Source organism: Brevibacillus sp. NPDC058079, from assembly GCF_042885155.1.
Lineage (GTDB): Bacteria > Bacillota > Bacilli > Brevibacillales > Brevibacillaceae > Brevibacillus.
The window spans coordinates 95,850-113,835 of the sequence record NZ_JBHVSO010000005.1 but is presented as its reverse complement, the minus strand read 5'-3'; the positions used below and the strand labels follow the sequence as shown (position 1 = coordinate 113,835).

The following is a 17,986-nucleotide window of genomic DNA, read 5'->3' as shown; positions in this document are numbered from 1 at the left end:
CTGCCACTGAGTCGCAGCCCACCTCTCTCATCTGCGGTTTTTCTATATTTAAATGGTCCCCTCGTCAAAATCCGCTGCGAGAGCTTCCGTTGCCTGTGTGCTCGTCTTGATCAGCTCGGCAAGGGTGCAGATCGTGGAAGCTTCAAACAAGCTTTGCAGAGACAAATCTATTTGGTATCTCTCTCTCAAAAGATTGAGACATTGGATCGCGCGCAATGAGTCTCCACCCCGCGCAAAAAAGCTGTCGTGGATGCCGATTTCCGCTACACCAAGCACCTCTTCCCAGACGCCTGCGAGCTTGACCTCGAGCTCGTTGGAAGGCGCTACATGCATCTTTTTCGGCATGCTTGCCTTTCTTTTACCAATCTTTGTGATTGCCTTCCGATCTACTTTTCCATTGGCGGATAGCGGCAGTTCATCCAGCAGCACATACTCGCTTGGCACCATGTAGTCAGGCAAGCTATTCCGCAAGGCTTCGGACAATTTTTCCGGCTGGAACAAACGAACCGCCTCCGGTGCTTGCGCCACAATCAGATGGCGCTCGAACGCCTCTGCGACCTGAGCTTTATCCGGAATGGCAAGGACATTAGTGAAGCCTTGTTTTTCCAAGCCCGCTCGCCATTGCTCTGCCGTAAGCAGAGGAAGATGATTGACTTTGCGCTCATCCTCCAGATGGCTAAACCCATCCTCGAAGAAGCCGACAGTGGTCAGCAGCAGACGACTGTTGCGCGTCGACTCGACCAGGAACAGAAGCCCCCCAGGTGCGAGCAACCCTTTCAAGTACGCCAGCGTTTTCCCTATATCACGAGAGCGATGCAGCGTATTGTCCGCAACAATGACGTCAAACGAATGCGGATCATAGCCTTGCGCAAGCGGTGCTACGTTCATGTCAAGCTGACCGTATTCAAGCGGAGCCTGCTCTCCCCACTCCTTCTTTGCCCTGTCGGTAAAAAAGGAGGATTCGTCGACGTATAAATAACGACTGCGTTCTGCAGGCAAGGTGGACACCAGCGTTTGCGTCAAGCTACCGGCTCTCGTCCCAAGCTCTAGCACCCGCAATGTTTTGTCAGACGGATGGTGGTTTACGATACCGCCGAACACCGCCCCGGCAAGACTGCTATAAAACTCCCTTGTCAGGTCAAAGCGGCTCAAGCCAGCAGGTGTTAAGAAGGCATCGTCGGCTAGAAAGAGCTCTAACGGATCGAGCTCACCCGTTAACAGGCCAATAAACAACGGATAGTCGCGGCGGAAAACGGCTTCGAGCTCACGTGCCGCTTCCGTACGAAGCGAGGAAGCGGACAGAACAACATCCGGCACACCTTCACGCAATGAACGCAGACTCACGTATGTACCCGCAGCTTGTTTTTCCAGCAAGCCCTCTTCTACTAGCACTTCCAGCCAATGCGCAAGCAAGGTCTGATAACGGGGGGGAATCTGAAAACGATGCATGAGCTCCGCAATTGAAGTGCTTTCTCCTACTTGCGAGAACATCCCCATATGCTCCAGCGTGCGGCACATATAGGCGGTGCTTACACGGTCAGCCTCCAGCAGGAATTGCTTAATGACTTCCACATCGACATTCGCAGGAATGGTATCGGCCTGCGCGTGACTCATGCTGTTGATCGCCTGCCATCGAGCAGCACTTGCAGCGGGATCGGCCAGCTCTGTTTCGAATAACGCGGAATCCTTTTCGCGATCCAGCACCACATACCCGACCAAGCGCTTTTCATCCGCACCGTCATCTGGCACGGCCACGACAACGTCTTTGAGCCCGTCATGGCGTTTCAATGCCGTCTCGATCTCTCCCAGCTCAATCCGATGCCCTCTGATTTTCACTTGGAAATCTTCTCGACCGAGGAACTCCAACGTGCCATCTGGCAAGTAACGGCCCAAATCCCCCGTGCGGTACAATCTTTCTCCTGTCTGTGGATGCGTGATGAATTTTTCATTCGTCTTGTTTTCATCTCTCCAGTAGCCTTTGGCAAGCCCAATGCCACTGATAAACAGCTGTCCCGGCACCCAAACGGGGCAATCCCCCATCGATTCGTTCAGTACATGGTAGCGCTGATTGACCATTGGACGGCCGTACGGAATGCTTTTCCAGCCAGGATCAATGTCTTCGATTTTGAAAAGGTTTGACCAGATTGAGGCCTCTGTTGCGCCGCCCAAACCGATCACCTGAACGTGAGGGAAAAACGACTTGATCTTGTCTGGCAAATCCAGTGGAATCCAATCACCGCTCAACAAGACGAGACGCAACGATTGCGGCAAGTGAAGGTTTCTCCCCACGGCGTATTCGATCAGCATCTGCATCAGCGCCGGAACTGTATTCCACACTGTCACTTGCTCAGCTTCCAGCCACTCCAGCCAGTGTGCAGGGTCTTTGGCTTTATCAGCATCTGGCATGACGATCGTCCCACCCGCGGCAAGCATGCCGAAAATGTCATAGACCGACAAATCGAAATTCAGATTGGACAAAGCGAGCACCCGATCTTGTGCCTCCACTGCAAATCGTTGATTGATATCTTCAATCGTGTTGACCGCGCCTCGATGGTCGATCATGACTCCTTTTGGCAGGCCCGTTGACCCGGATGTATAGATGACATAGGCCAAATCCTCCGGCTGCCCGGTAACTGGAGTCACTGCGTTCTCCGTGCTTGCCTCATCCCATGCCGTCATCTGGTCCACAATCAGCCGCTCCACATCCGCAGGCCAGCCCAATCGCTCATCCAGCCAAGACTGCGTCAGCACGAACTGTACTTGTCCATCATGCAAATGCTGAGAGCGTCGTTCCTCTGGATGCAGCGGGTCAATCGGCAAATAAGCGGCCCCGGACTTTATAATCCCGAGCGTGGCAACGACCTGCTCCCAGCCTTTTTCCATCACGACAGCGACCAACGTATTCGGTTGAACTCCTTGTGAACGCAGCCACTTCCCGATTTGGTCAGCAGCATCGGCAAGCTCCCCATAGGTCAACATCCGTTGAGTGGAGATCAAGGCAGGTTGATCCGTTTGGCATGCAGCTTGTTTGTCAAAGAGTCCGACGAGTGTTTCTGTGGATATAGGCGCAGCCGTATCGTTTGCGGCGATTCTTTCTTCCAGTCGAGGGACAGCAATCAGGCTCGGTGCCGACTCTTGCCATACCGCATCCTCTTCTGTCAGTCGATGCAGCAGCTCGCAATAGGCCGTAAACATGTCGGCAAGGAGTCCTTCTGGAAACAGTCCTTCTACGGAATCCCAAATCAACAGCAGTTCGCCGTCTTGCTCAACCACTTGATGGTCCAGCCATACCTGCGGTGTCTGCGTGATGTTGTAGACGAGCTTGCCCAGCCATTTTCCATCGGAGTCAGACCCACTCCACTGCTCTACACCCAATGCGCTCGTAAAGACAACCGGCATGGCAACACCGTTGTGCTCTCCTGTTTGCTTCGCCAATTCACGCTGGACTTGAACTCCGCCCACATAAGGATGGTCCAAATCGCGCCATAGCTGCTGCTGCAAATTCCTGCCGCGTTCCAAAATCGTCTCGCCAGCGGACAACTCGACTGCCAACAAGGTCAGCGTAGTGAAGTCGCCCACGATTTCGCCTACCTGCGCGTGCAACGGCAGTCGATTGAATTGCGTCAGGTTGATCGTAAAACGCGAACTCTTGCTCCATGCACCGAGGGTTTCGGCATACGCTGTCAACAGTATCCCGGAAGGCGTCAGACCGACCTCTGCTGTCCGCTTTTTGAGCCGCTGCCAAGCTTGGCGATTGAGTCTGGCTTCCAAACGATGGAAACGCTGCTCGGTAATTGTGTCAGGATTTTTCGCCAAAGGCAGCTGTGGTGCTGGCGGCAAATCAGGCAGTCGATCCATCCAATAGTCCAGATCGCGTTGGTACAGCTCTGTAGATTTGAGCGCTTCTTGCGCCAGTACATAATCGCGGAAGCTTAGATCTAGTGGTATCAATGGCGCATCCGGCTCATGATACAGCCTCGTCCACTCGCTCAAGAGATGAAACATGCTCCATCCATCAAAAATCAGGTTGTCAAAGCTGATATGCAAGCGAACCCGTTCGTCGCCAAAGCGCGAAGCGCGCACCTCAAACAACGGCCATACATCCGTAGACAATACCTGATGGGACATTTCCTCCCGAATCGCTTGCAGCTCAGACTCAGCTTCTTCAGCCGATTGGTTCCGCAAATCAGCGACCTCGATTCGGTAAGCAGGAACCTGCTCCAAAATCTGCTGTCGCCAGCCATCCGGCAAAATCACGGCCCGCATCATTTCATGGTGGTCAATTAATCGTTGCCAAGCTCGATTGATCCGCTCGAGGTCCAAGTGCTGCCCTTCGATTTCGAAATAGCAATGCGTGGAGACATGACCCAAGGCGTAAACACCACTGCGCCCGACCCAGTAGGCTTGCTGGATATCTGTAAGCGGGAAAGGCTGATGCCTGTCTTGTGGAGCCAGCACCATTGCTGGCAAGCCTGACGCTGTTCCTTTTTCCTCCAGAAGCATCTGCACATGCTCGGCAAGTCCGGCAATCGTCGGCTTTTCAAAAATGCGCCCTAACGACAGCTCTACCGTAAGCTTGCTGCGAACCATTGCACTGAGTCTGGTTGCCAATAGTGAATCCCCGCCGAGCTCGAAGTAGTTGTCTGTGACGCCTACCCGATCCACTTCAAATAGCTGGCACCAAATAGCCGCAAGTGCTGTTTCGATTGGTGTCGTTGGAGCTGTATACGCTTTTTCTGCTTTTGCCTTCATCAGGCTGTTAGAAGTCGGCAGGGCTTGCCGATCTACCTTGCCGTTTGCTGAAAGCGGCAGTTCGTTCAACAAAAGAAAAGCAGTCGGAACCATGTAATCAGGTAGCTTTTGACTCAAGAAGCCAGATAGTGGTGCAGCGTTGAAGCGCTTGGCTTGAAGTGGCGACTGCGCAACCAGTACATGCTGACCAAAATCGTTCTGTTCCGGGAAAGCTGCCACTTGTGCGAAGGATTGCTGCTGCAACGCTTGTTGCCATGCTTCCACCGCTAACAAGGGGAGCTGTTCATTACGTCGCTCATCTTCGAAATGCGTAAAGCCATCTTCGAGAAATGCCGTGCTGATTTGCTGCAATCGGCTGTTGCGGGTCATCTCCAGCAAAACTAGCATGCCTCCCGGAGCCAAAAGGCTTTGTACATGCGAGAGGGCCAGACCGATGTTTTTCGCACGATGCAGGGAATCGGAGGCAATAACAACGTCGAATTGATGTGCTTCAAAACCTTGAGATAGTGGACTTTTATTAATATCCAGCAATTGATCGTGCACAAATGGGTACTCTTGGAACTTCGTTTTTGCTGCATTCGTAAAGAAAGTCGAGGTGTCTGTGCATGTAAAATGTGTCGCATCTGCCGGGAGCACAGCCAGCAATGATTCCGTTAACGCTAGGCTCCTCGCCCCGATTTCCAGCACACGTATCGGTCCCGATTCAGACCTTTCCCCAAGACGGTGGATCAGCCTTTCGATCAACGCCAGTGCCGCGCTGTCACGCTGCTTTACACCAGGGAGTGTCTGCATCAGATCATTCGGAGTCAAACTTAATTCCTCCGAGAAGAAATGGGCCAGCGGGTCAAGCTCACCACGCAAAAGCGGAGCACTCTCGTCATTGACTTTTTTCAAGTAACGTAAAAGGGCTTGTGCATGCGGTTCCCATGCGGGCGATACCTGGGAGACCTGCGACCTTTGCAACCATTCAGTCAGGCTCTCCTGCGTGATGCTGTAGACATCCGATTTGTCTTTACGGACAAAGCCCTCGTCCTCCAATGTTTGAAGCCACTGTCTGACCAGCCCGCGATAACGCTCTTGAATCCCGCAGCTCTGCATCAAATCATCGAGGGAATAGGTGGCGTGTTGCTCAAATCTCACTCCCGCCATCTCTAATGCGCGGTAAATGAATCGAACGGCAAGTTGCTCCATGTACGCCCAAAAAGAGGTGAAATCTTCCAGTTTGACGCTTGCAAAATGCTCCGATGAGGACTGCACACGACCCGTATCCACGACATCTGCCCACAGTTCTTCGCTCTTTTTCGGATCAGCCTCTATACGATCAAACAGCGCTGATTCGCTTTCCCGTTCTGGCACCACATACCCAACCAGCTGCCTGTTCTCGCGCGGATCACCTACTGCGGTTACAACTACATCGCGAATCCCCGGATGCTGCTTCATGGCCGATTCGATTTCACCCAGCTCGATGCGATGCCCCCTGATTTTCACCTGGAAGTCCTTGCGCCCGAGAAATTCAATGGTCCCATCCGACCAATAACGTCCGAGATCACCAGTCCGATACCAGCGTGAACCGTTCCAGTTGACAAAGCGTTCTGCGGTTAGTACAGGATCACCCCGATAGCCTACTGCCACACCTGCTCCGCCGATCCACAATTCTCCCTCTACCCAGTCAGGGCAATCACGTCCACCCGCATCGACAACCCGATAAGCCTGATTCGCGAGCGGTCGACCGTACGGAATCGATGTCCAATGAGCGGGCAACGGCAGCGTCACATCAAAAAAGTTGGACCAGATCGACGCTTCTGTCGCTCCCCCCATCGCCACAAGCTGGCTGTTGGGTGCGAGCTGATTCAATCGTTGCGGTAACTCGAGGCCAATCCAGTCCCCGGAAAGCATGGTCAGGCGAAGCGGCAAGCTATCGTACTCTCCGCTCTCCGCAGCAATTAAGAGCATATCGAGCAGCACAGGCACAGAGTTCCACAGCGTCACCTGATGCTGGTCCACCAGTCTCGCCCAATGAGCCGCATCCCGTCGCAGTTCTTCCCCTATGAGCACAATCGAGCCGCCTACACTGAGCAATCCGAACAGGTCATAGACAGACAGGTCAAAATCAAGCGAGGAAACCGCCAAAATCCGATCCGTATGCCCGATTTCGTAGCGTCTGTTTATTTCTGCAATGGTGTTCCATGCCCCGGAATGATTGATTTCTACCCCTTTTGGTTCACCTGTGGAGCCAGAAGTAAAGATGATGTAGGCAAGACTGTCAAAAGAAATCGACACGGGTTCAGCCAGCGGTGAGACATTTAACGCATCTGTAACCGCCAGAACTACAGCGTTTTCCGGCCACTCCAGTGTTTGTGCCCGCTCCGTATCCGTAAGCACATAGCGAATCCCCGCTTTTTGATGAATGCGCTCACGCCTTGTAGATGGCTGTCCAATCCCAACCGGGACGTAGCATGCTCCTCGTGCCACGATACCAAGAACCGCAGCGACTTGATCGATTCCGCGCGGCAGGCTGACTGCCACAGGGTCTCCTGCTTCAACTCCTTGCTTTTGGAGATACGCTGCAATCTGCAATGCGTACGTCGCTAACTCTCCATACGAAAAAGTAGTGGAAGCATGACTATCGATTAATGCCAGCTCGTGTGGATTCTCTTTTGCATAGGCAAAAAAGGCACTGTGCAAGCATTGACTCGACTGCGGTTGTGAATCGTCTACAGATGGATCGTTCCTCTTCTGTTCCAAATCGGGAAGCAGCACGGATGCGCCTTGCCAGTCATTGTCCTCCATCACCAAGGAGTCCATCAGCTGGCAAAAAGCGCCGAACATTTGGTCAAGCATCCCGTCAGGAAACAGCTCATCAACTGCATCCCACGCCAGCAGGAGCCCGCCGTCCATTTCATACGACTGGAAATCAAGCCATACTTGCGGCGTTTGCGAAATCATGTATGAGAGCTTGCCCAATGTGTCGCGGCATTCGTCATTGATTAGTGGCGTACCCAAATTGCACGCGAACACCACAGGGGCAAAATCCCGCTCTCCCTGACGAACACGAGCCATATCTCGCAGCAACTGAACCCCGGAGTAAGCCGCATGTGCTACATCCTGATGAAACTGCGATTGGACAGCTCGCACCCGCGCCAGAAAAGAGGTTGGCTCCCGCATGTCAACCGCAAGCAGTAGTAGATTGGTAAAATCGGCAACAACGTCTTCAATGCCAGCGTCTCCGGTTTGGCGATCGAATAGCGGAATGTTGATGAGAAACTGCGAATGGGTGCTCCAGCGATCCAGTACTTCTGCATAAGCCGTTAACAGTACCATCGCTGGTGTGACCCGCTGTGCTGCGGATCGTTTTTGCAAAAGTGCCCAATCGGCTGCGCTCATGAAATGTGTCCGTCGCGTAAAAACAGGCGACTTGATCATTTCCGGCTTTTCCTTCAACGGCAACCCTGGCGCTCCCGGCATTGTGGAAAGGCGCTCCTGCCAATAGCGGGCTGCTTCCTGTCTGTCCTGTGCCCGACGCTCTGCCTCTTGCCCGAGATAATTGGCAAAGCTCCAGTTGGTCGGGGCAAGAGGCTTGCTGCCTCGTGCATAAGCTGCCGCCAAATCGCGTAATACGATGTGCAGACTCTGTACGTCAGCGACCAGCAAATCCAGATCAAAATGGATGCGGGTGCGGCCTTCTGGCAACAAGCTCAGCTCCAAACCGGCTACTTCTCCCGCTTCCACCGCCAGACGGCGATGAGACAACCGATCTCGTATACGGTCTAGCTCTCGTGCCAATTCGCCCTCAGAAAAAGACCGCAGATCATGAACCACTACACCAGTGGTCGTCGGGGCACTCATCACCTCTTGCTGTCCATCTGCCAAAAATCTAGTCCGAAGCATTGGATGGTGCATCAGCAGCTTGCCCCACGCTGTTTCCAATCGATCCGGCTCCACGCCCGCACCGTCTATTTCCAAGTACGCATGGCACCCGACTCCTCCGAGAGGCTGATCATCCTGGCGTCCAATCCAATAAGCGTATTGCACATCCGTGAGTGGAAAGGGCACATTCACCTGTACTTCCACATCTGCTTTCCTTTCGTCCACACGGGGAAGCGCCGGGCTGCTTTTTTGCAGCAACGCCTGCCAATCACGCAAGGTAGGAGCACCGATCAGCTCGGCAAACGTAACCTTTGCGCCTTCCTTGCGCCATTTGTTGACCATCCTCATCATTTGCAAGGAATCCAGTCCCAGCTCGATCAGGTTTTGATCATCGGAAAACGCGACAGGCGCGGGCAGCAACGCCTGAATTTGCCTCTTCATCTCCTCATAGCTCAAGGAAGCGGCGGGACTTGCGGTCAGACTGTCATTGAGCATTTTGGACATCCTCGTTCCCTCCTCTCTCGTGCAAGCCCCTATTCTTTTCCAATCAGCTGCCTGGAGAAGCTGCTCAGTTTTTCACGCGTTTCTTCCAGTTCTCTGGACGGCAAAGACATTTCGACGACACCTGCTCCGGCATGAAGCCAAGCTTGCTTGTCCTTTTGATAAATCGTTCGCAGCACAAGAGCGGCATCCATGGCACCGTCGCTGTCAAAAGTCATGACGCATCCGCTGTACAGACCTCGTGGCACCGTCTCTAATCTGCCAATCGCTTCAATCGATTCTTTTTTCGGGATTCCCGAAGCGGTAACAGCTGGGAACAATGCGCGGAAGGCATCCCACGAATTGCATTCTTGTTTCAGCTTCCCTTTCAAGCGAGAAGCGATATGCTGAACCGTTCCTCGGCTAGCTACTGACATAAAATCGCTCAAGACGATACTTGTTGAGTCGCAAACGATTTTCAGCTCTTCGAATGCCAGCTTGACGGAAACAGCGTGCTCGGCAATTTCCTTCGGGTCATTCAGCAGCTCTTCCTTGAGCCTGTTCGCCTCGTCTTCACTGTTGCCTTTTGCCCGTGTTCCCGCGAGTGGGAAGGTACTCACCCATCCGTCGCTATCGACTTCTACTACCGTCTCCGGACTAAAACCAGCCGCACCGAGACCATCCAAGCTAACGAGGAAAGAGCGTGCCGGCGTATTCACTCGTCTGCCAGCAATATAGCTCGCAACCAGATCCAGCTCGTGATCAAGCGGAATTTTTCGCGACAAGATGACCTTGTGGTATTTGCGTTCCTGTATCTCGCGTACAGCTTCGGCCACGTTTTGCATGTAGGCTTCAGCGTCGTATGTATCGGCTTGCGGGACGGACAGCTTTGGCTTGTCCACTCTTTGGGTCAGCTGTTGCTCGGCTTGCGTGTTCATAGACAGCTCGCGTAGCAGTTGGCTGAATTCGCTCCGCTTCTCTTCACGCAAGGCTCTCAATAGGACCGTGCCTTTGTTGAACCGCAGCTCAACCTCAGGAATAAATAGCTTGAGCAAGCCATCCTCTTCTGGCATGAGCGGCAAACCTTGATAATAACGCGCCATGCCAAAATTGACGGTTCCATAAGCGCGCCAGTTTTGAATCGGCACCTGTGCCATTGCTTTTTCGAGCGTCTCACTAAGCTCGTTGTTGTCGAAACGGAGAGTCTCGTTGCGATAAGTCAAAGTCGTCTGCTCCCCATCCACGTAAAGAAGCGCATGAATCCCCATTCCTAGCGATAGCTCATCTCCGTTTTCATAGAGCAGGTAGTTTTCATACCCGCTGCGCTCTGCAATCAGCGCCGCTGCCATATGCGCATCACCTGCAAAAGCAAACGTCTCTTCCAGATAGGCGATGTCCGCTGGCTTCGCCTTTGACTTTGGCGCTAACGCCAGTTCTTTTAGCTTGGCTTTATTGACTTTTCCGACGCTGGTCAGCGGCCAGAAATCAATGAGTTCGATTTGATCCGGCATTTTGTAGCGTGCCACCCCTTTTTCCTGGAAGAAGGCATGGACGTCCGCCAGGCTGATCGTTTCGTCGTCGGTGATCAAAAATGCGCAGCTTTTCTCGCCCAGTACTGGATCGGGAAGTGTGATCAGCGCCGCGTCTTTAATTGCTGGGTGCATGCGCAGGTACGTTTCTACTTCAGCCGGCATGATTTTTTCGCCCGCTCGGTTGATTTGCTCTTTGATCCGTCCACCGATCTGAATATTTCCTTCTGGCGTGATTCTAGCCTTGTCCCCAGAGCGATAAAAGCCATCAGGCGTAAAGCTCTCGCGGTTTTGTTCCTCCGCTCTGTAGTAGCCGCGAATCGTATACGGTCCCCGCACAATCAATTCTCCGTATTCACCTGGCGCGACATCGTTTCCATGCTCATCCACGATTCGCACTTCATCCCCTTCAGAAATCGGACGGCCCTGGCAGCTGGTAATGATCGACTCTAGATCATCCAGTGATGTGCAGCAGATGAGCCCCTCGGCCATCCCAAATACTTGCTGGAGCTTGCATTTCCATTCTTGCGTGATGCGGCTGGCGAGATTATCATCCAGCATGGAGCCGCCAACCTGAAGAACCTCCAGACTCGACAGGTCGCTTTCTGTATCCCATTCCAGCACTTCCTGCCATACTTGTACGATCGAAGGCACGAGACCAGTAATGGTCACACGCTCTTTCTCAATCAGCGGAAAGGCTTCGTCGCAGCTAGTAGTTTTACATAGCACGATCTTACCGCCAACGGACAGTGTGCCTAAGATACCTGGGCAGCACAGAGGGAAATTATGGGCAATCGGCAAAACTGCGAGATAGACGCTTTTCTCTGTCAGTTGGCAACGGGCTGCGGTTGCTTTTGCATTGTAGACGTAATCTGCGTGGGTTCTAGGAATCAGCTTCGGTATCCCTGTCGTACCGCCAGACAACAGCAATAACGCAGTGTCTTTGTACGAAGGGGCTTCCAGCTCGATTGGCGGTCCGCTTATTTCAGCCAAGTTCCTCCCGATCGGGCTGTCCCCATCCGTCATGACGAATTTGACCGATGTATGTTTTTTGACTAAATCTTCTGCCATCTTCGTATAATCAAAACCGAGAAACGTCGTTGGAATGATGTAGGCAACTGGCTTCGCGAGTGCAAAAATCCCGTCCAATTCAGCCTCTCTGTGGGCAGGCAATACGAGAATCGGCACAGCGCCGATGCGAAACAGGGCAAAGCAAGTCAGTACGAAAGAAATTCGATTTGGAAGCTGTACGGCTACATTGTCGCCTTTTTGAATTCCCATGTGATAAAAACCGGAAGCAAGCGCATCCACCTTGCTGTCGAGCTCGCGATAAGTGAGCCTCTCCTCGTCCCCCACCAGCGCTTCTTTGTTCTGGTACTGTTCCGCCCATTTGCGCAATTGCTGCCCAAGTGTCAGCGGCTCCCAAAAACCACGCTGTTCATAAGCTATTGCAGCTTGCTCATACCACTCCGTACTTACTTTCATTCCGTCCTCCTCCTGTGTAACTGCGGGTCACTCTTTGCGCCCGAAGCCGGATCATGCAGAGACTGCCTTGTCGTTGTACGCATCGTGTTGGTTTGTCTAACAACAAGATATTGATAGTGATTCTCATTGTCAATTTCATCTGTAAGCTGTTTTTTCTACATTTGGGAAAAATAGGCTAGATTATCTTCCGTTTTCTCACGATTTCTTCGTTTCTCACTGTAAGTTTTCCATATTCTTACACACTTATATAACCTCATTAAACCCGATAAAGTTTATCAGTATAATAGATGATTCTCGTTTCAAGTACTCCGATTTACGGTCTTCCTATCCCGATTGCAACTGCTCCCGCATAGCCTCTGACAGGCGTAAACCCGTAAACTTTCCAATCCCCGCTCCTGACTCCATCTCCATTTACCGTGAAGCTGCCATCCTGTTTTTCCATGAAAAAAGAATCGAGAGGACGGCTCAGGCCCTCCCCTGTCGCTTTGACAAAAGCCTCCTTGCGTGTCCAGCAATCAAAAAAAGCCTGCTGCCGCTCATCAGAAGGTAAACGCAAGATTCCCTCTCGCTCCACCGGGTGAAAGTAGCTCATGAGCTGTTCCATTTCCGGGATGTGTCGCAATTGCTCCACGTCAACGCCGAGAAGGCGATCGCGTGATAAAGCGACCGCCACAAGCTCATGCGAATGCGACAGATTGAAAAAAAGTGCTTCGGAATCACTGTTTGGTCCACATAAAAACGGTTTCCCGTTCGAATTGTACTCCCATTGAACCGCGCGAGGAGAAATCCCTTGGTACCGCCCAATCATTCTTCTCAGCAGTCCATGTGCGACAGCATAGCGTTCCCTGTCTGCGTGGAAATGAAATCGTTCCCGTTTATCGAGTTCTTCGGCAGACAGCACGCCTTCCAGCTCCTGCATCCTGTGTTCCCATGCTTGCATAGACGTCAACCAAATATGTACTTCCCCTTTAGCCAGTAACAACGAAGACGATTCCTCCAGAGCTGATTTTGTCCTCTCAGACAAGTGGGTTATTCGCACCTGCTGCATCCCGTTAGTGCTCCCTTTTTCCTGCTACCGCACGCCGGTATTGTCCGATCATTTTAGTTACCGATTGCAGAAGCACCTCTTTGTTTGTCGTCAGGAAAAAATGTCCCCCGTTTACCATTTCCAACGTAAATCCGGCACTTGTATGGCTAGCCCAAGCCTCCATTTCTTCCTGCGTGGCTTCCTCATCCTCTGTCCCGCAATACGCAGCAATCGGACAATCAAGCGGGGGCTCCTCGGCATACACATAGGTTTCGTCGAGGGTAAAGTCCGCACGCAATAGCGGCATGAACAACTGCATGAGCTCCTTGCTTTGCAGGATCGCCTCTGGTGTTCCGGAAAAGCGTCGCAGCGCTGCGACAAATTCATCATCAGGCAAATGGTAAATAGGCTTCGGCTCCGGGATGTGTGGAGCTCGTCCTCCTGAAACGATGAGGCCAAGCGGAAGACGCCCCCATTTGCTCCGTATGGTACGTACCAGCTCAAAGGCAATTCGCGTTCCCATACTGTGACCGAAAAATAGAAACGGGCGATCCAAATACGGATGAATCACTTGGGCCAGATCTTCCACGAGTGCTCCCATATCTGAGTAAGATCGCTCGGCAATTCTGTTTTCCCTCCCTGGCAGCTGAAGTGGGTAAACTCCAACATCACTGGGAAAAGCCTGTGCCCATCCCCTGTAAATCGAGGCCCCTCCCCCTGCGTAAGGAAAACAAAACAGGCGAACGCTGTCTTTTGCTTGCGGCTGAGCTAGCAGCCATGATTTCGCTATCGTATCCATGCTCATATGTACTCCTCCATTTCGTCTCTTGCTTAAACGCTTAATACAACGAACATGATAATGATTCTCATGCATCATTGCCAAATAGATACAAGCCCCTCTTTTTCCGTTTTCTGGTACATTTCCGCGATTATCCCTGATTTACTCGTCCTACGTTCACCAGAATGATTATTTTGCGGATCCTCCAACTTGTAATATTTTGGCGATTGTTCAAGAAAAACGGAAAAATACGGAGATAATAGGCGAAAAAGCTCGAAAAATATCCCAAAATATTGAAATTTGAGCTTTTTTTATTTTGACAACGATTCTCATTATCAATATTGTGTTCTTATGCTGACAACCGTGCGTACAGCTAGCAAACTGTTTTCCAGCATTCCTACAAAAGGGGGATCGCTAGTAGAGAGAGTTAGTCATGCAGATCGGCTACTTATGTCTGAGGGAGGATGTTACATGCAAGCCCAAACATCATTAGCTGCCCAAAGCGGCAGATGGACCATGCGGGATATTATTACGCTCGCGATCTTTAACGTCGTCATGCTGATACTGATGACGATCGCCCCGATTATTACCGTTGTTTCTCATTTACTGGTTGGCGGCTTTACTGCCCTACTCAACGGTCCGATTTATATGGTCATGTCTAATAAAATCGCCAAGCCTGGGACTCTATTTTTTACAGCTGTCTTGACTGGATTGTATTTTGTCGGTTTTGGCTACGCGAATTACTTACTTACCTTAGCTGTTATCGGACTCATCTGCGAACTGATCCTATGGGGAAAAGGCTCTTATCTGAATCCTGTGCGCAATGCGATCAGCTATTCTGTTTTTTATGTCGGCTATTCGCTTTGCGGGGTAGTCCCGCTTATTTTCTTCCGCGAATCGTATCTCGCGACCTTGGAAAAAAGCTATACACCCGAGCAGCTTTCTGCGATGCTCTATTACTTTGAAACCCCCAGTATGATTCTCATCATGTGCTCGATTTCGTTTGTCGGCGGATTGCTCGGCTGCTATTTCGGCAATCTGTTGATGAAAAAGCACGTCAAAAAAGCAAAACTGGTGTAATGCTCCGTGTAAAAAAACAAGGCATATTCCTCCTCGGTGATTCGAGTTGGAATATGCCTGATCGACGTCTTAGTATCGTCCCTTATTGCCCTTCCATGGCGATTAAAATAAACGTGATAATTGCGATTATCGTACCAAAGACGAAGTATAAACCTAAAAGAATGGCCATTAACAACAAGCCGGCTTTTGCCCAATTTTTACGATTCAGATTCCCATCTGAGCCAAAAGCCCAGACAAATAACAAAACAATATTCGCGATCGGAATCATCATGAACAACGAGACGAGAATCCAATCTTTCATTGTCATGACCTTTTCGTTTTCCGCTACGCTTCCTTCCACATACGTTTGGTGATCCATTTTACACCCTCCACGTTTTTTGCCAATCCACCGTTCTCGCTATTGTTCAATCGAAGCTCCAATGAATGCCAAGATCAAAATTAAAAAGAAAACGCTCAAGTACAACCCGATGCAAACACCTAAGATGAGCAAGTTCGCTTTGGCCCAGTTCTTTCTGTTTAGATTGCCTTCACTGCCAAATGCCCAAACAAAATACATCACGAGATTGACCACGGGCACCATCATAATTAAAAAAGTAATCAACCAATCCTTGACTGACATGACCTGCTCATTTTCAGGCACGCTCACTTGCAATTGCTGTGGATGTTGCTGCTGTTCCAATTCGAAACCTCCCTGTTATGTCATGATCAAATTTTCTCTACCCGTAGTGTGCGAATCAACGCATGAGCCAGAGGCTGCCAAACGAGCACTTCCTCAGACTCAAAATGAAAGCTTCCGAGTAGTGCCCGCCCATTTACCGATGTCGCGAACAAGATTTGATAGTAGGTTTTGTCCTCAATCGGAATGATGAATTCGCTGCAGGCAATCCTGCATCCATCCAGCTCGATAAGCTCATGATGTACGACCTGCAAGCCTGCCTGCGCCTTTTTGACTTGTGCTGTCATCGCCTGCACAAACGGTTCCACTCCGCTCATCGGCAACAGATGTGCCATATGATTCATCCCGAGCATGACCGCGCTCTCTTCCTCTTTATAGGAAATCTGCTCGTGCTGAGAATTCCCTCCGCTATTTGACCCGCGCCCCCTCGGTATGAGCTGCATCGAATGGGGCAACTGAATGCCGAGCTGCCCGTCAAAGAGGAGTTTCTCCGCGAATTCGAATCTGCGTCCTTCGTACTCCAGGTAGCCATTTCGCACGCCATCCAGACACTCCGCAAGCGTCAATTGCACCTGTTGTTCTTCCCTTTCAGCGAGTTGACGCCGTGTCTGGATGCTGTTCCATACATCCAAAATCTTTTCATCCCAGTAGATCGTCATAGCTCCCTCCGCAGTGCCTGCTCTACTTTTTGCAAAACAAATCCGTTCAAGCTTCTGCGAAGGAAGCTTTCCGCAGCATCCAGACTCACCACGATATACGGCTCCAAAATCCCTTGAACTTTAAAGAAATGATGTGCCTTTATCTTATCGGTATCTAATACAAGCCTCTTTACAGTTCCGTTCAAATGAAATGCCGTCTCCATTGAAAGGCAATCTACAGCAGGTACTTGCATGGCCCAGTAGACGTTTCGCAGATTGGTTTCGCTGTCGATCAAATCGACGCGCTTCCATTGCACGCTGGGATTGTATTTGGCAGTAATGGTTTTCATCCGCTCCGAAATCATCGGCATCGGCTTTTCCAACCAATCTGTGTAGGTATTGGCCCCATCCGTGTTCACCTCGAGAACGGATATCGGAGGGAGTTGCTCGAAGGTGTTTTCCTTTTGCAGCCCCAGACCCGATGGTACGACCTTTTGAGCTATTCGTCCATCATCTGCTAGCAAATAATAATCGCGCATATCATCCCGCCTCCTTTATTCCGTTTTCCAATCAATCTGCTGCATCTGTGCTTCACTCAATGCAAAGCGCTCCCGGTCCTTCTCGAAAAAAACGGCATTCCGCAAATTCGCTCCATGAAAATTCGCATGATACAGACGAGAATGGCGAAAATCCGCTCCTTCCAAATCAGCATATGCAAATTGGACACCAAGTAAGCCCGGTACACGATGCAGCTCGTCCGCACTCACTCCTTGTCCCTCGGCATAAGAAAAGATGGCTCCACTCAAGTTAGCATGACGAAAATCGGCATCACAAAGAAGCGAATGGCTGAAATCGGTGCGTTGAAGCTTGCTCTTTACCCATCTTGTTCCGAATAGGACACACTCACGGAACTGACTGTCCGTAAAATTACTACCACTAAAATCACAATAGCGCAAATCCAGTGCATCCACATTGCTTCGCGGCAAATCCATGTGGGCGAATGTTTCATGGGTGCAAAACGTTCCTTTTGGTTGCCCAAGCAGGCTTCTGCTCTCCTTCTCCTCCCGCTTGATTCGCTCTTCTACGTACACCACTTCGCTGATGTCTTTGAATTCGCCCACTCGTATGTACAGACGATCCGCTTTCCTAATCTGTTGGTACTCAGGCAGCTTGATGACTTCCGGAATCGCTACTCGGACAAGCGCTGTGACAAACTGACAGAAAAGCTCCATTTCCTTTAACACCATATACTCCACATCAGCTGCATGTATGATCCCCATGTACATTTTTCGGCGTTCGTCCAGTAGCGAAATGAGCGTGGACACCTCTTGCAATGCCCACGCTGCATCGTACCGTGCATAGCATTCCACTGGCTCCCAGTACCATTGATCCGTATAAGCCTCTATCAAAAATGTGTGTGTGCCATCCAATACCGTTGTCCGAAGTAACGAGTAGTGAATAAAACCGACAGGGGGAAGCTCCTGATTGTTCTGCATGAAGGCAAAATGCTGGAGTATTTGCCGAAAAGACTCCACGAACTCCCGGACGAGCTGATCCTTGTTTTGCTGGAAATAGCGCTCGAGTGCCGCTACGCTTTCAGCCAACGCTGGCAGGAAGATGTTATCGTGCAGATGCTGGAGCGCTTCCTCTTTCTTCATCGATGTCAGTGCCCCC

General features: G+C 51.1%; 10 protein-coding genes. 1 reads left to right on the top strand and 9 read right to left on the bottom strand.

Annotation, left to right across the window (positions count from 1 at the left end):
- Positions 1-48: 48 nt before the first annotated feature.
- The 4 genes from ACFVS2_RS16450 to ACFVS2_RS16435 form a co-directional block, all read right to left on the bottom strand.
- On the bottom strand, positions 49-9,123 hold the full coding sequence (locus tag ACFVS2_RS16450; protein ID WP_390235664.1) for an amino acid adenylation domain-containing protein: 9,075 nt from the start codon (positions 9,121-9,123) through the stop codon (positions 49-51).
- Positions 9,124-9,152: 29 nt separating this feature from the next.
- Entirely contained in the window at positions 9,153-12,113 is a 2,961-nt protein-coding gene (locus ACFVS2_RS16445; RefSeq protein ID WP_390235661.1) for a salicylate synthase, read from the bottom strand.
- 313 nt (positions 12,114-12,426) lie between these two features.
- Positions 12,427-13,161, bottom strand: coding sequence for a 4'-phosphopantetheinyl transferase family protein (locus ACFVS2_RS16440; protein WP_390235660.1), 735 nt, complete (start codon positions 13,159-13,161; stop codon positions 12,427-12,429).
- A gap of 4 nt (positions 13,162-13,165) precedes the next feature.
- Entirely contained in the window at positions 13,166-13,945 is a 780-nt protein-coding gene (locus ACFVS2_RS16435; protein ID WP_390235659.1) for a thioesterase II family protein, read from the bottom strand.
- Between the two features lie 444 nt (positions 13,946-14,389).
- On the opposite strand from ACFVS2_RS16435, the gene ACFVS2_RS16430 reads away from it, so the two are divergent.
- Positions 14,390-14,998, top strand: coding sequence for an MptD family putative ECF transporter S component (locus ACFVS2_RS16430; protein ID WP_047071504.1), 609 nt, complete (start codon positions 14,390-14,392; stop codon positions 14,996-14,998).
- Positions 14,999-15,080: 82 nt separating this feature from the next.
- On the opposite strand, the gene ACFVS2_RS16425 is transcribed toward ACFVS2_RS16430, so the two are convergent.
- From ACFVS2_RS16425 to ACFVS2_RS16405, 5 genes are read right to left on the bottom strand one after another with little or no spacing between them, the layout of a single operon-like run.
- A complete protein-coding gene (locus tag ACFVS2_RS16425) occupies positions 15,081-15,356 on the bottom strand; it encodes a hypothetical protein (protein WP_390235657.1) in 276 nt (91 codons plus the stop codon).
- 39 nt (positions 15,357-15,395) lie between these two features.
- Entirely contained in the window at positions 15,396-15,677 is a 282-nt protein-coding gene (locus ACFVS2_RS16420) for a hypothetical protein (protein WP_390235656.1), read from the bottom strand.
- A 26-nt stretch (positions 15,678-15,703) separates the two neighbouring features.
- The gene (locus tag ACFVS2_RS16415) at positions 15,704-16,333 is read right to left on the bottom strand and encodes a hypothetical protein (RefSeq protein ID WP_390235654.1); all 630 of its coding nucleotides are present in this window, start codon (positions 16,331-16,333) and stop codon (positions 15,704-15,706) included.
- The gene (locus tag ACFVS2_RS16410; RefSeq protein WP_390235652.1) at positions 16,330-16,851 is read right to left on the bottom strand and encodes an imm11 family protein; all 522 of its coding nucleotides are present in this window, start codon (positions 16,849-16,851) and stop codon (positions 16,330-16,332) included. Before ACFVS2_RS16410 ends, ACFVS2_RS16415 begins: the two co-directional genes overlap by 4 nt.
- A 15-nt stretch (positions 16,852-16,866) precedes the next feature.
- Entirely contained in the window at positions 16,867-17,970 is a 1,104-nt protein-coding gene (locus ACFVS2_RS16405; RefSeq protein WP_390235650.1) for a pentapeptide repeat-containing protein, read from the bottom strand.
- Positions 17,971-17,986 lie beyond the last annotated feature (16 nt).

Bases quoted from the DNA above. Each gene is read 5' to 3' on its own strand.
- ACFVS2_RS16440 (WP_390235660.1), bottom strand. From the start codon at position 13,161: ATGCAGCAGGTGCGAATAACCCACTTGTCTGAGAGGACAAAATCAGCT.
- ACFVS2_RS16405 (WP_390235650.1), bottom strand. From the start codon at position 17,970: ATGAAGAAAGAGGAAGCGCTCCAGCATCTGCACGATAACATCTTCCTG.
- ACFVS2_RS16430 (WP_047071504.1), top strand. From the start codon at position 14,390: ATGCAAGCCCAAACATCATTAGCTGCCCAAAGCGGCAGATGGACCATG.
- ACFVS2_RS16435 (WP_390235659.1), bottom strand. From the start codon at position 13,945: ATGAGCATGGATACGATAGCGAAATCATGGCTGCTAGCTCAGCCGCAA.
- ACFVS2_RS16415 (WP_390235654.1), bottom strand. From the start codon at position 16,333: ATGACGATCTACTGGGATGAAAAGATTTTGGATGTATGGAACAGCATC.
- ACFVS2_RS16410 (WP_390235652.1), bottom strand. From the start codon at position 16,851: ATGCGCGATTATTATTTGCTAGCAGATGATGGACGAATAGCTCAAAAG.
- ACFVS2_RS16425 (WP_390235657.1), bottom strand. From the start codon at position 15,356: ATGGATCACCAAACGTATGTGGAAGGAAGCGTAGCGGAAAACGAAAAG.
- ACFVS2_RS16450 (WP_390235664.1), bottom strand. From the start codon at position 9,123: ATGTCCAAAATGCTCAATGACAGTCTGACCGCAAGTCCCGCCGCTTCC.
- ACFVS2_RS16445 (WP_390235661.1), bottom strand. From the start codon at position 12,113: ATGAAAGTAAGTACGGAGTGGTATGAGCAAGCTGCAATAGCTTATGAA.